This window comes from Rhizobium sp. IY2 (genome assembly GCF_047532935.1).
Lineage (GTDB): Bacteria > Pseudomonadota > Alphaproteobacteria > Rhizobiales > Rhizobiaceae > Rhizobium > Rhizobium anhuiense.
Genome location: NZ_JBLKNU010000012.1, coordinates 220,051 through 232,827, shown reverse-complemented (window position 1 = coordinate 232,827; position 12,777 = coordinate 220,051). Strand labels below are relative to the sequence as shown.

Genomic DNA, 12,777 nt, shown 5'->3' with positions numbered 1-12,777 from the left:
CGACAATGCCGGCGACAGCGTCGCCGAGAACGCCAGCGAGGGGACCGACACGGTCCGCACGAACCTGGCAAGCTATACGCTTGGCGCCAATGTCGAGAACCTCACCTATAATGGAACGGCGGCCTTCACCGGCACCGGCAATGCATCCGCCAACACGATCACCGGCGGTAACGGGGGCAACACGCTTACCGGTGGTGCCGGCGACGATATTCTCATCGGTGGGGCGGCAGCGGACTTTTTCATCTATTCGCCGAACTGGGGCCACGATACGATCACGAATTTCGTGGCGACCGGCACAGCGCATGACACGATCAGGATCGATCACAGCGTTTTTGCAGATTGGGCGTCGCTTCTTGCCGCATCCAGTCAGTCTGGCAGCGATACAATCGTTACCGCGGATATCAACAACACCATAACGTTGAAGAATGTCGCCGTATCGAGCCTGGAGTCGACGGATTTCCAGTTTGCGTGACCTTCGCTCGGACTTCCTCGGCGGAACCTTCTGCCGAGGAGGATTGGACCGAGGTTATTGCGGCGGCGTGCCGCAACCTGGGTCCTTGGTTGAAGGCCGTCATAAGTCAGGTGCTTAAGACGCCTCGCCGAGTTGGGCGGCGCCAGTATTGGGGAGCTGTCTCAACGTTGGTGGCAGCGCCAAACGTGGTAGCGAGAGCCAAAAACAGCGCGGCCCGCGCGATGGCGGGCCGTGTATCGGCGAGGCTTTCGTTTCAACGGGTCTCATATCGTGATGCCCTGATCGGAACCGCGACTCCGGCCGTCCGTTACCCTTTGAGGAACGGAGGACATGGACATGCCCAAGAAAAAAGCCATCGTCGAGGCGGCGCTCGAGTCCGGGTACGAGCGCCAGGCACTGGGGATCATGAATACGGAGCAAGCTCTCAAGCTTGAGGATTCCGACGGTCTTGTTTTCAGTCATCCAGATAAAGAGGCCGGCGTAACGGATCATTTTGTTGATCAGGATGAGCTGCGCCGATTGGTGCGGCGGTCAACGTCGCCGCTTCCCCCATTGCAATCGCAGGCTCGTACGACGCGTTCGTCCTGAACTTCAGGCAATCATGTAGCCGCCGTCCACCGGCATCGATATCCCGTTCACCATGGCAGCCTGATCGGAGAGCAGGAAAAGAACCACCTCGGCGATGTCTGCCGGTTCGGCGAAGCGACCGACGGGGATTCGCTTCATCATTCCCGCGGCCTTCTCGGGATCGCTCCATGCTTTCACCGCCATCGGAGTCAGCGTCACCGTTGGGTGGACGCCGTTGGCGCGGATGCCGTGCGGTGCAAGCTCCTTTGCCATGACTCGCGTCAAGCCATCCAACCCGCCCTTCGACGCACAATAGGCAGCGTGGTCGGGGATGCCGACGAAGGACGCGACCGACGAGACATTGACGATGGCGCCCTTGCGGCCCGCCTTGATCAGCGAACGGGCATATTCCTGGGCCACGATCATCGGAGCACGGGTGTTGACCGCAACAAGTCGGTCGAATGCTTCGACTGTCGTATCCAGGAACGGCTGGAGCTCGGTCGTGCCGGCGCAGTTGACGAGGAAATCGGCGGGAAGGGCAGCGATGACAGCTTCCCTGGTCGCATCGGCATCGGCGAGATCGACCTGTATGGCCTGGCAGCCGGATTCCTGTTGCAGCGCTTCGACATCGGCAGCACTCCGGGTCAGCGCGACGACCTGCGCACCCCGTTCGATGAGCATCCTCACAAGTTCGCGTCCGATGCCTTTTCCGGCGCCGGTCACGATGACCGTCTTTCCTTTGAACTCCATGGATCGCCTCCCTTACAGTCTCTGGCCTGTTTCCCGATCGAAGATATGCGCACGCCGGGGATCGATATGGAAGTACATCGTCCGTCCGGGATCGACTTCGATGCGCTCGCGGATCAGGGCGTCGATCGGCATGCCTCCCGTGCGGCCGAAGATCAATGTCTCCGAACCCGTGGGCTCGAACACGGAGACCTCGACCGGAACGCCTTCATCGCCGATGGTGATATGCTCCGGCCGGATGCCGTAGGTAACGGCTCTTCCTTCATCCGCATTTGTACTTCCCATGGGAAGGGCGATACCCTGGTCGGTGACGACGACCTTCCTGCCGTCGCGAGTCGCGATGCGGCCCTGCAGGAAGTTCATCGATGGGCTGCCGATGAAGCCTGCGACGAAGAGGTTGACCGGGAAGTCGTAGAGATCGAGAGGCTTGCCGATCTGCTCGACCCTGCCGTCACGCATCACCACGATCTTATTGGCCATTGTCATGGCCTCGATCTGATCATGCGTGACGTAGACGGTGGTGGTCTTCAGCCGCTGGTGAAGCTCCTTGATCTCGACGCGCATGGTGACGCGAAGCTTGGCGTCGAGGTTCGACAACGGCTCGTCGAACAGGAAGACCTTCGGATCGCGCACGATCGCGCGGCCCATCGCCACACGCTGACGCTGTCCGCCTGACAATTGCTTCGGATAGCGGTCGAGATAACGCGTCAGGTCGAGGATCTCGGCCGCTCTGCCGACCTTCTCGTCGATCTCCGCCTTGGGGCGCTTGGCCATCTTCAGCGGAAAGCCCATGTTCTCGGCGACCGTCTTGTGCGGATAGAGCGCATAGCTCTGGAAGACCATCGCGATGTCGCGCTCCTTCGGCGGAGCGTTGGTGACGACACGGCCGCCGATCCGGATGTCGCCGCCGCTGACGGTCTCAAGACCGGCGATCATCCGCAGCAGGGTGGACTTGCCGCATCCGGATGGGCCGACCAGCACGACGAATTCACCGTCCTCGATGTCGACGCTGACGCCGTGCATGACCTGAAGTGCGCCATACCTCTTGGTGACGTCGCTCACCTGTACATTTGCCAATGTCGTTCCTCCCTAAAGCAGCAATTTAAAGTGCTGCAGCTTTGCGCGTCTGATGAGACGCGCGGCGCTGTCGTGTCTTGATGGTGTTGACGGAAATTCATCGGCTCATCCCTTCCAGACGAGATAGGCGCCGAGGACTGCCGAGATTGCTGCCGCAAACCATACCGAAAGCCCGAACGGCTCGATGAACCGCATCCAGAACAGCGAGAGCGCGACCCAGATCACAATCGAGATGAACAGCCGGTCGAACCAGTTCGTTTCGATCGGCAGAAAGCCCGGCTTGCGTTCACCATTTCCTGACGGAGATGTCATGGCTTCATCCTTTCACGGCGCCGAAGGTCAGGCCGGCAACGATGTGACGCTGGACCACCGAAAACACGATGAGCGCCGGAACCAATGTCAGCATTGAGATCGCGGCCATGATGCCCCAGGCCGTTCCCGTGGTCGTCACATATTCCGACAGGCCGGTGGTCAGCGTCCGCGCATTGAAATTGGTGAGCGTCGCCGCCAGCAGATATTCGTTCCACGCAAACACCCAGGTCAGGATCAGCGTCACCGCAAGTCCGGGCCGTGCCAGGGGGAAGACGATGTCGTAGAGGACGACCCATGGGCTGGCGCCATCCATATAGGCCGCCTCGTCCAACTCCTTCGGAATGGCTTCCACGGTCGGTCGCAGCGTCCAGATTGCGAAGGGAAGGTTGAAGGAGCAGTAGACCAGGATCATGCCGAGCCGGGAATCGGCGAGCGAGAAGTCGCCGATCCTGTAGACCTGCGTCAGCAGCAGGAAGAGCGGCAGCAGGAAGACTGCCGGCGGCGCCATGCGGTTGGTGATCGTCCAGAAGAAGATACTTTCCTTGCCGGCAAGCTCGAAACGCGTCAGGGCGTAGCAGGCAAAAAAGCCGAGCGTCGTCACGAGCAGCGCGTTGCCTGACGAGATGATCAGCGAATTGAGCATGTAGCCGCGCAAGGTCGGATTGGTCAGCACGTCCTGATAGTTCTTCCAGAAGAAGCTCCGGAGAATGACGTCGGGTGTCGAGAACAGGTCGAAGGGCTGTTTCACCGATATGACGAACAGCCAGTAAATCGGGAAAAGCGTCGCGAGGCTTATCAGCGTCCACAGGACGACCGGAAGCCAGGGGGTCTGGTTCTTCATCGCGTCAACCTCTCTTCACGCGGGGCGCAATCAAGCCGACATAGAGCAGCCAGCAGACGACGATGGTGAGGTAAAGGACGATGACGGAGATCGCCGAACCGTAGCCGTAATTCGTCTTGGGAAAGACTTCCCTGAAGATATGGACGCCGATGTAGCGCGTCGATGAACCCGGACCGCCGCCGGTCAGCATCAGCACTTCGTCGACGGTGCGCAGCGCATCCATCAGCCGGATGAACACCGTGGCGAGCAGGGCCGGGCGGATCAAAGGGAGTGTTATGTGCCAGAAGATCTGGCTCTTGCCGGCGCCGTCGATCTGCGCCTGCTCGAATGGGTCTGACGGAAGCGAGACGAGGGCGGCGATCAGCGAGAGGGTGACGAGCGGCGTCCAGTGCCAGATATCCATGATGACCGTCACGGTGAAGGCCGCGACGGCACTCTGGCCGATATTCAGATCGTAGCCGAACCAGCTTCGGAGGAGATAGGGAATGATGCCGATCGACGGCGTGGTCATCAGCTTCCAGACGGAGCCGACGATGATCGGCGCCATGATCAGCGGCAGGGTATGGATCGTGCGAAACACCCCTTTTCCGGGAAAGTCCTTGAGCAGCGCCTGGGCGAGGATGTAGCCGAGGACCAGCTCCGACACGACCGCGAAGAAGACGAATGCCAGGGTTATGCCGAGCGATGCCAGGAACTGCTGGTCGAAGACCAGCCGCCGATAGTTCTCAGCCCAGTTGAAGATCATGCCCGGATTGGCCGCGAACGGGTTCCATGAATGGAAAGAGACCCAGAGGACGTAGACGAAAGGAAAGATCCCGAACAGTCCGAGGATCACTATGGTCGGTGACAGCAACAGCCACCCGAGCTTCTGCGAATGCATCGCCTATCCCCCATTGAACGTTATGTGGACGTCCGCTCCACTTGGAGCGCAAAGATGACGGGTCGTCGGAACGACCCGTCAGTTGGGGAGGATGTTTTATTTGCGATAGCCGAGCGAGGTGAGCTCCTCTTCGGCCTTGGCCGCCATCTGGTCGAGGCCTTCATCGGGGCCGATCTTGCCGGTCAGGATGTCGTAGAAGATCGGAGCGGTCGCTTCACGTACCTGCGCATGGAAGGGGTAGGGAGGAGCGCCGGCGAAGAGCTTGCCCTCGTCCTTCAGCATTGTGTAGAAGCCACCGAGCTTGGCGTCCATCTCCTTCACCTTCGGATCGTCGAACGTCGCCGTGTTGGTGATGCGCGGTGCGGCGATGGCCCAATCGGGCTGAACTTCGTTCTGACCGATGAATTCGAGGAAGAGCAGCGACGCTTCCTTGTTCTTGGACGTGACCGGCACGCCGAAGGCGCCGCCATCGTAGTAGCCGATATAGCCCTTTCCGGCTTTCGCATCATCCAATACGCCCGGCTCGAGCGGCGGCAGAGCGAAGCCGACCTGGCCGACCACCTTCGACTGCGCCGGATCGCTGGCGATCCACGCGGCATTCTCACCATAGATCAGGCCCTGGGCGACACGGCCCGCGGCAAACGTCGTTGCGGTTTCCGTCCAGGTTGACTGGGTCGATTCCGGAGGAGCGATGTCGCGCAGGTGCAGCCAATATTTCAGCGCGGCCTTCGCCTTGTCACCGTTCATCGAGCCGCCGTGTTCGACCGTCGCCGCATAATTGTTCTTGGCGTCGATGCCCCAATTGTAGACGCCGAAGGTCGGCACGATGGACTCGAAGAATTCATACCAGGAGGCCGGATGGCCGGTATGGGCCTGAGCGGTCGTGCCCCAGAGCTCCAGACCGTTGTCCTTGCCGTATTTCGTGAAGAATTCGGCAATCTGGGTGTACTCCTCGTGGGTCGTCGCCGGCTTCAGGTCCTTGCCGGTTTCCTTCTTGAAGGCTTCCTTGATCTTCGCATCGTCGAAGAGGTCCTTGCGATAGAGATAGGTCTTCAGGAAGGCTTCCATCGGAACGCCGAAGAGATCGCCGCTCGTGTCCTTGAAGTAGTCGGCAAAGCTGGTGAAGTTCGCATCGTCGTAGGTCGGCGCTTTCAGATCCGGCTGGTCTTTCAGCGTCTTCGTGATGTCGACGAGGAAATTCCTGGCGAGATAGGAGTAGATGATGTCCTGCTCGATGTAGACCATGTCATAGATGCCGGTCTTGGCTTCCATGTCCTTGATGGCCTTGTCGTACATCTGATCCCAGGACGTCGTCTCGATGTCGACCTTGATGCCGGTCTTCTTTTCGAATTCCGGAGCAAGCACGTTCTTGATGTAGTTCGACGGCGGGGTGCTTTCGGTGACGCCGTGCAGGGTCACGCCCTTGAATTTAGCCCCGGCGTCGGACCAGAAGTCGGCCCAGGCCGGTGAAGCGGTGGCGGCGAGGCCGAGCGTCAGCGCAAGCGCGCTAGCCTTCAAAGCATAGTTCATTTCCAATCCTCCCAGAGTGCAGCGAGATCATTTCGCCGGTGCTTTGTGTAGGCCAAAAAAACCGGCGGCGCAACATTTGTTGTCTAAACATGCAAATCATGAGCCTATCCCATTGATTTCTGCAGAAACTAATTTCTGCTGAGAGGCAGGGTAAGCGCAAAAACGGCATAATATATTGCATTGCAAAGAAATTTTGCGAAGCAGCAAAAAGCTAGCCGCTGAAATTATTTGTTGCCTCACCAAACTAAATGGCATAGCACTGTCCGCGATCAAGAGCATCTCGCGGAGGAAAAGGCTATGCGTCGATTGGGTATCCATTCATTTGTATGGACAGGTGGCCAAACGCAGGAGGGGCTGGAGATGGCCCTCAACAAGACGGCCGAACACGGATATCGCACCATCGAATTTGCCTATCTGCGCCCCGAGAAATTCAACCTCGATCGACTGGCGAAGCTTGCCCAATCCCTTGACGTCGAGATTGGCGTGACGATGGGTCTGCCGCTCGACAAGGACGTATCGAGCGAGGACATGTCTGCTGTCTCCGCCGGCAAGCAGACGCTGGCCGACGCCGTTCGGGCGGTCCGCGATATCGGCGGCAACAAGCTCGGCGGGATTCTCTATTCCGCCCACACCAAATACAATCGCCAGCCGACGAGGAAAGGCTGGGACAACAGCGTCGCCGCGATCGCCGCGACCGGCGAGGTCGCCAGGCAGGCAAACGTCGACCTCGTCCTGGAGGTCGTCAACCGGTTCGAGACGAACCTGCTGAATACCACGGCGCAGGGGTTGAAGTTCATCGCCGAGACGGGATCGGAGCATGTCCGCCTCCATCTCGACACGTTCCATATGAACATCGAGGAAGCCAATCCGGCCGCGGCGATCCGTCTCGCCGGCGACAAGATCGGTTATTTCCACATCGGCGAGAGCAATCGCGGCTACCTCGGCGACGGCGTCATCAACTTCGATCTGATCTTCGACGCGCTGCTCGACATCGACTATAGGCGCGACATCGTATTCGAAAGTTTCTCGACGACGGTCGTCGACGAGGGCCTGTCGCTCGCCTGCGCGATCTGGCGCGACACCTGGGAGGATAATGATCCGCTTGCAGCACACGCGAAGCGCTACATCGAGCTGAAATATGACGAGGCGAAGCGCCGCCGCGCCACAAACGCGCGGCCCTAATTATCCTTCTGACAGCCTGTTCCAGTCGTGTAAGGGTTGGGCGACTTGAAGGGAATTGAAATATGAACGACACCGTCTCCATCGGAAGTTCGCCGCGCAGGATCCGACAGAACAATATCGTCGCCGCCTTGCAGACGATCTACGCTCACCGAAGCCTCAGCAGGGCGGATCTCGCCCGCAAGCTCGGGATGAACCGTTCATCCTCGGGAGAGATCGTCGCCGAACTGACGGAAGGCGGGTTCGTTCAGGAATCGGACGAGAGCGGCAAGCAGCGCTCGGAGCCCTCCCGTGCCGGGCGGCCGGGCATCATGCTCGAACTGGTTCCCGATGCCGCGTTCTTCGTCGGAATCGAGATCGGCGTCGAGCATATATCGGCAGCCGTCATCGATCTCTCCGCAGAAGTCCGGGCCTGTCGAAAAATGGCGTTCGATACACCGTCTTCGACGGTGGAGGAGGCGGTGGCGCAGGGTGTCGAGCTCATTGTCGGCGTGATGGCGAAGAGGATGATCGGCAGGTGCAAGGGTCTCGGCATATCGACGCCGGCCCATATCCGGCCGGATGGTTTTGTCACCCTGGCACCGATCATCGGCTGGCGAGACGTGCCGTTGAAGGAGATTGGCCGATCCGCTTTCCTGGCCGTTGTCCCGGCCGCCGTCCCGATCACGGTCGAAAACGACGCCAACGCCTTCGCGATCGGTGACAGCTATCGCCACGGCGCCGCGGGAGTGACCCTGTTCCTGCTCATGGAAACCGGCGTCGGCGGCGGCATCATGATCGATGGCAAACTGTTTCGTGGCGGCCACGGTCTGGCGGGCGAAATCGGCCACACCCTGGTGCCGGGAAGCGGCGGTCAGAAGTTTGAACAGCTGATCGGTCGCGAGGTGCTCATCAGGCAGTATCGCGAGGCTGTCGGCCGCGAGAACGCCGATCTGCAGGATTTCCTCGGCGACGTTCGTGACCGTGTCCCGGCTGCCGTCAACATCGCCGAAACCTGGTCGCGCCATCTCGCCTACGCATTGCTGCAAGCCTGTCGCCTGCTCGACCCGGACAGGATCGTGCTGGGCGGCTCCGTGGCATCCCTCTACCCGATGGTCGCTGCCCGCGTGGCGGTCCACATGTCGGAGAGCCAGAACATCCCTTTCCCCACGCCTGAGATCGTCGTCGACAGTGATGCGGAGTTCGGTTCCGCCTTCGGGGCGGCATGCATGTTGCACCAGCGCTTTCTGTCACTGGAGAGCGAGGAGTTCGGCAGCGAGGATGGTGGGCCGGTCCAATCGGCGACGAGTTGACGACAAGAACTATCGAAAGCAGGGTTGCAAATGGCTTCAATACTGTCTCCGGACGCGCTTGGTCCCACGGTTTGCGTAGGCGAGATCCTCGTGGAGATCGTCGCCACGACGGTTGGAGACGGATTTCTCGAAGCCCAGCCGCTGGTCGGTCCGTTTGCGAGCGGCGCGCCGGCGATCTTCATCTCGCAATGCGGCCGGCTCGGCGGCAAGTCGGCCATGGTCGGCGCTGTCGGCGATGACGATTTCGGCCGGGTGAATACCGATCGCCTCAAGCGCGACGGCGTCGACGTTTCGGCGATCTCGATCGATCCGGACTATCCGACGGGAAGCGCGTTTGTCCGCTACCGCAAGGATGGCTCCAGAGATTTCGTCTACAACATCGCCACATCGGCAGCCGCGCGCTTCGGCTGGTCTCAAACGGTCGGCGATCTCATCGATCGGAGCGGGCATCTTCACGTGATGGGCTCGGCTCTGTCGGTCCCCAGTGCGCGTGAGGTGATCGACAGGGCGGTCGATATCGTCAAGGCGCGCGGGGGAACGCTCTCGGTGGATCCGAACATTCGCAAGGAATTGAAGCTGGACGAGGACACCGAGCGCCGGTTTTCCAAGCTTGTTGCCATGGCTGATCTGCTTCTGCCGTCCGGAGAGGAGCTTGAACGTGCCGCAGGTGTCGAAGGCGAGGCGGAAGCAATCCGCCGCTTGTTCGAGATGGGCGTCAAGGAAATCGTGCTGAAGCGCGGCGCCGACGGCGCGACCTATTTCGGCAGGCAAGGAGACCGCATCGAGGCTCCGGCATTCGTCGTTCGTGAGGTCGATCCGACCGGCGCCGGCGACTGCTTCGGCGGAGCCTATCTCACCTGCCGGCGGCTCGGAATGTCTCAGAAGCAAGCGCTGACCTATGCCTCCGCCGCCGGCGCCCGCAATGTGACGGTGCTGGGTCCGATGGAAGGCGCCGGCACTCGGCAGGAACTCGATGCATTTATTGCTTCAACGGAAAGGCGGCCGTGATGCAGGTGCACCTCGACGAACTGGCCAGACTGAGGATCGAAGGCCGCCCGAAAGGCGTGACCTCCGTATGCTCCGCTCATCCGATCGTGCTTCGGGCAGCACTCCGGCACGGGCGGCAACAGGAAAGCACCGTCCTGATCGAGGCGACCTGTAACCAGGTCAATCACCTCGGCGGCTACACCGGAATGACGCCAAGCGACTTCGCGTCTCTCGTCATGAAGATCGCGGCCGAGGAGGCGTGCCCCGAAGAACTGATCGTTCTCGGCGGCGATCACCTCGGCCCCAATCCCTGGCGCGACCGCCCGGCGGAAGAGGCCATGGCCGAAGCGGAGAAGATGGTTGCCGCCTATGTCGAGGCCGGTTTCCGCAAGATCCACCTCGACGCCTCGATGGGCTGCAAGGGCGAGCCGGTGGCGCTCGACGACGAAACCACCGCCCATCGCGCCGCCCGGCTGGCTGTTGTCGCCGAGGCCTCGGCGAAAAAGGCCGGCGGCGCGATGCCGGTTTACGTCATCGGCACCGAAGTGCCGCCGCCGGGTGGAGCCGACCATGCCCTCACGACGATCGAGCCGACGGCTGCAGCGGCGGCGCTGAAGACGATCGATGTCCACCGCCGGGTCTTTGCCGAGGAGGGCCTAACGGAGGCGTTCGGACGCGCTATCGGGCTGGTCGTTCAGCCGGGTGTCGAGTTCGGCAATCACAATGTCATCCTTTATGACCGCAGCAAGATCGAGGCGCTGCAATCAGTGCTCACCGAGGAGCCGCAATTCGTGTTCGAGGCTCACTCGACCGATTATCAGGGCACCCGGCCGTTGGCCGCGCTGGTGGAGGACGGGTTTCCCATTCTGAAAGTCGGTCCGGAGCTGACCTTCGTCCTGCGCGAGGCGCTCTATGCGCTGGATGCGATCGCGTCCGATCTGTTGCCCGACTACGGGGAGCGCCCGCTCTATGCGGCGATGGAAACGCTGATGCTCGATCAGCCCGGCAATTGGAGCCGCCACTACCACGGAACCGATGGCGAGAAGCGGTGGCTGCGGCACTATTCGCTCTCCGACCGTATCCGCTACTACTGGGCGTCGGCTGAAGCGCAAGATGCCGTCCGGCGCCTGTGCGGGGCCCTTCGAGGTCAATCCGTACCGCTGCCATTGCTTTGGCAGCATATGCCGGCCGCGCAGCACTTCGCGGATGCGCCGCTCGATCCGGAACAGGTTTTGGTCTGGAGAGTGACAAGGAGTCTTTCGGACTATCACGCCGCCTGCGGCGTCGGAAAGAATGAGCAATCAGCATCAAGATAGGAGGAGAAATCGATGACGGAACTGAATGGGAAGATCGCAGCGGTCACGGGTGCAGCATCCGGTATTGGCCTTGCTTCGACGGAGGCGATGCTCGCCGCAGGCGCGACGGTCGTGCTGGTGGACCGCGATCAGAAGGCGCTTGAGACGGTTTGCGAACGGCTTGGCGAGCGCGCCATTCCGCTGGTGATCAACTTGCTGGATCCGGACCAGTGCGCGGGACTGCTCGAGGGCGTCCTGTCGAAGACGGGCAAACTCGACATTCTGCATGCCAATGCGGGCACTTATATCGGCGGCGACCTGATGGAAACCGACCTCGATACCATCGATCGGATGCTCAATCTCAACGTGAACGTCGTCATCAAGAACGTTCGAAATGTCATTCCTCACATGATCGAACGCGGCACTGGCGACATTGTCGTCACCAGCTCGGTCGCCGGACATTCGGCGATTCCGTGGGAACCGGTCTATTCGTCATCGAAGTGGGCGATGACGTGCTTCGTCCAGACGATGCGACGCCAGCTTTTGAAAAATGGCATTCGCGTGGGGTCGGTTTCTCCAGGGCCGGTGATCAGCGCTCTACTGGCGGATTGGCCGGAAGAAAACCTTCGTAAGGCCAAGGAGGCCGGCGCTTTGATCGAGCCCAAGGAAGTCGCCGACGCGATCATCTTCATGCTGACCCGGCCGCGCAACGTCACCATCCGCGATATCGTGGTGCTTCCAAGCGCATTCGACATCTGAAGGAGCCGAACATGAGCTACCAGGAGAAATTTCGCCTTGTCGGCGAACGCGCGGTGGTCACCGGCGGAGGGCGCGCGATCGGCCTTTGCTGCACCGAGGCGCTGGCGGAGGCGGGTGCTGCCGTCGTCGTCATCGAACGCAGCGAGGCCGACGCTGAGCAAGCGCTTGCGTTGCGCGACAAAGGCTACGACATCGAAGTCCGGGTCGGCGACGTCACCGACGCGGCCCGCATGGAAGCGATCGCGACCGAGCTTGCCGATGCAGGCCGGCCGGCGACGATCCTCGTCAACAATGCCGGCATCGGCCAGAGCGGCATCCCGGCGGAGGATCTCACCGACGCCGACTGGTTGCGCATGATGGACGTCAATCTCAACGGCGTCTTCTGGTGCTCGCGCGCCTTCGGTCGTCCCATGATTTCGCTGAAACGCGGCGCCATCGTGAACCTCGGCTCAATGTCGGGGCACATCTGCAACCGGCCTCAGCCTCAGACGGCCTATAACGTCTCCAAGGCGGCGGTCCATCACCTCACGCGCTCGTTGGCGGCCGAGTGGGCGCATCACGGCATCAGGGTCAATGCCGTCGCGCCCACCTATATCGAGACACCGATGGTGGTCGCCGTCGAAGCCAATCGCGAGCGGATTCCGCTCTGGCTCGCCGACACGCCGATGGGGAGGATGGGAACGCCGGAGGAGGTTGCAAGTGCTGTCCTCTTCCTCGCATCGGGCGCCGCCAGCCTGATGACCGGGGCGATCGTCAATGTCGATGCAGGTTTCACCTGCTGGTAATCCTTGCGGGACAGGCGCGAGGGGCGCCTCGTCCGCACTGGAAGGTCGGCAGCC

Annotated in this window: 13 protein-coding genes and 1 pseudogene; 8 read left to right on the top strand and 6 right to left on the bottom strand. The window is 61.0% G+C overall.

The features are described 5' to 3' along the window. Positions 1 to 472 (top strand): annotated as a pseudogene (locus tag ACMUVN_RS28795) (hypothetical protein); the annotation flags it as partial. Between the two features lie 330 nt (positions 473 to 802). Next, complete coding sequence (locus ACMUVN_RS28790; RefSeq protein ID WP_179867867.1) at positions 803 to 1,060, top strand: hypothetical protein; 258 nt, start codon at positions 803 to 805, stop codon at positions 1,058 to 1,060. Positions 1,061 to 1,063: 3 nt separating this feature from the next. On the opposite strand, the gene ACMUVN_RS28785 is transcribed toward ACMUVN_RS28790, so the two are convergent. The 6 genes from ACMUVN_RS28785 to ACMUVN_RS28760 all read right to left on the bottom strand — a co-directional run bounded on the left by ACMUVN_RS28785 (position 1,064) and on the right by ACMUVN_RS28760 (position 6,426). Next, entirely contained in the window at positions 1,064 to 1,789 is a 726-nt protein-coding gene (locus ACMUVN_RS28785; RefSeq protein ID WP_414815800.1) for an SDR family oxidoreductase, read from the bottom strand. Between the two features lie 12 nt (positions 1,790 to 1,801). After that, the gene (locus ACMUVN_RS28780) at positions 1,802 to 2,863 is read right to left on the bottom strand and encodes an ABC transporter ATP-binding protein (protein ID WP_414815799.1); all 1,062 of its coding nucleotides are present in this window, start codon (positions 2,861 to 2,863) and stop codon (positions 1,802 to 1,804) included. A 105-nt stretch (positions 2,864 to 2,968) separates the two neighbouring features. Further along, positions 2,969 to 3,175 carry a DUF2160 family membrane protein gene (locus tag ACMUVN_RS28775; protein WP_028756847.1) on the bottom strand — a complete coding sequence of 69 codons (207 nt, stop codon included), beginning with the start codon at positions 3,173 to 3,175 and terminating at the stop codon, positions 2,969 to 2,971. A gap of 4 nt (positions 3,176 to 3,179) precedes the next feature. Next, entirely contained in the window at positions 3,180 to 4,016 is an 837-nt protein-coding gene (locus tag ACMUVN_RS28770; RefSeq protein WP_028756848.1) for a carbohydrate ABC transporter permease, read from the bottom strand. A gap of 4 nt (positions 4,017 to 4,020) precedes the next feature. Beyond that, on the bottom strand, positions 4,021 to 4,896 hold the full coding sequence (locus tag ACMUVN_RS28765) for a carbohydrate ABC transporter permease (RefSeq protein ID WP_414815798.1): 876 nt from the start codon (positions 4,894 to 4,896) through the stop codon (positions 4,021 to 4,023). Positions 4,897 to 4,992: 96 nt separating this feature from the next. Further along, positions 4,993 to 6,426: an extracellular solute-binding protein gene (locus ACMUVN_RS28760; protein WP_028756850.1), complete on the bottom strand. Its 1,434-nt coding sequence runs from the start codon at positions 6,424 to 6,426 to the stop codon at positions 4,993 to 4,995. A gap of 297 nt (positions 6,427 to 6,723) precedes the next feature. On the opposite strand from ACMUVN_RS28760, the gene ACMUVN_RS28755 reads away from it, so the two are divergent. The 6 genes from ACMUVN_RS28755 (at position 6,724) to ACMUVN_RS28730 (ending at position 12,723) form a co-directional block, all read left to right on the top strand. Then, positions 6,724 to 7,608 carry a sugar phosphate isomerase/epimerase family protein gene (locus tag ACMUVN_RS28755; RefSeq protein ID WP_028756851.1) on the top strand — a complete coding sequence of 295 codons (885 nt, stop codon included), beginning with the start codon at positions 6,724 to 6,726 and terminating at the stop codon, positions 7,606 to 7,608. A gap of 62 nt (positions 7,609 to 7,670) precedes the next feature. Further along, positions 7,671 to 8,897 (top strand): ROK family transcriptional regulator, encoded by a 1,227-nt coding sequence (locus ACMUVN_RS28750; RefSeq protein WP_028756852.1) that lies wholly within the window; start codon positions 7,671 to 7,673, stop codon positions 8,895 to 8,897. Between the two features lie 30 nt (positions 8,898 to 8,927). Further along, positions 8,928 to 9,905: a sugar kinase gene (locus ACMUVN_RS28745; protein WP_414815797.1), complete on the top strand. Its 978-nt coding sequence runs from the start codon at positions 8,928 to 8,930 to the stop codon at positions 9,903 to 9,905. After that, a complete protein-coding gene (locus ACMUVN_RS28740) occupies positions 9,905 to 11,200 on the top strand; it encodes a D-tagatose-bisphosphate aldolase, class II, non-catalytic subunit (RefSeq protein ID WP_414815806.1) in 1,296 nt (431 codons plus the stop codon). Before ACMUVN_RS28745 ends, ACMUVN_RS28740 begins: the two co-directional genes overlap by 1 nt. Before the next feature lie 12 nt (positions 11,201 to 11,212). Next, complete coding sequence (locus ACMUVN_RS28735) at positions 11,213 to 11,938, top strand: SDR family oxidoreductase (protein WP_097631221.1); 726 nt, start codon at positions 11,213 to 11,215, stop codon at positions 11,936 to 11,938. An 11-nt stretch (positions 11,939 to 11,949) separates the two neighbouring features. Further along, positions 11,950 to 12,723 carry an SDR family NAD(P)-dependent oxidoreductase gene (locus ACMUVN_RS28730; protein WP_127431224.1) on the top strand — a complete coding sequence of 258 codons (774 nt, stop codon included), beginning with the start codon at positions 11,950 to 11,952 and terminating at the stop codon, positions 12,721 to 12,723. Positions 12,724 to 12,777 lie beyond the last annotated feature (54 nt).

Excerpts from the sequence above, each read along its gene's own strand:
- ACMUVN_RS28790 (WP_179867867.1), top strand. The coding sequence starts at position 803 with ATGGACATGCCCAAGAAAAAAGCCATCGTCGAGGCGGCGCTCGAGTCC.
- ACMUVN_RS28785 (WP_414815800.1), bottom strand. The coding sequence starts at position 1,789 with ATGGAGTTCAAAGGAAAGACGGTCATCGTGACCGGCGCCGGAAAAGGC.
- ACMUVN_RS28775 (WP_028756847.1), bottom strand. The coding sequence starts at position 3,175 with ATGACATCTCCGTCAGGAAATGGTGAACGCAAGCCGGGCTTTCTGCCG.
- ACMUVN_RS28770 (WP_028756848.1), bottom strand. The coding sequence starts at position 4,016 with ATGAAGAACCAGACCCCCTGGCTTCCGGTCGTCCTGTGGACGCTGATA.
- ACMUVN_RS28765 (WP_414815798.1), bottom strand. The coding sequence starts at position 4,896 with ATGCATTCGCAGAAGCTCGGGTGGCTGTTGCTGTCACCGACCATAGTG.
- ACMUVN_RS28760 (WP_028756850.1), bottom strand. The coding sequence starts at position 6,426 with ATGAACTATGCTTTGAAGGCTAGCGCGCTTGCGCTGACGCTCGGCCTC.
- ACMUVN_RS28755 (WP_028756851.1), top strand. The coding sequence starts at position 6,724 with ATGCGTCGATTGGGTATCCATTCATTTGTATGGACAGGTGGCCAAACG.
- ACMUVN_RS28750 (WP_028756852.1), top strand. The coding sequence starts at position 7,671 with ATGAACGACACCGTCTCCATCGGAAGTTCGCCGCGCAGGATCCGACAG.
- ACMUVN_RS28745 (WP_414815797.1), top strand. The coding sequence starts at position 8,928 with ATGGCTTCAATACTGTCTCCGGACGCGCTTGGTCCCACGGTTTGCGTA.
- ACMUVN_RS28740 (WP_414815806.1), top strand. The coding sequence starts at position 9,905 with ATGCAGGTGCACCTCGACGAACTGGCCAGACTGAGGATCGAAGGCCGC.
- ACMUVN_RS28735 (WP_097631221.1), top strand. The coding sequence starts at position 11,213 with ATGACGGAACTGAATGGGAAGATCGCAGCGGTCACGGGTGCAGCATCC.
- ACMUVN_RS28730 (WP_127431224.1), top strand. The coding sequence starts at position 11,950 with ATGAGCTACCAGGAGAAATTTCGCCTTGTCGGCGAACGCGCGGTGGTC.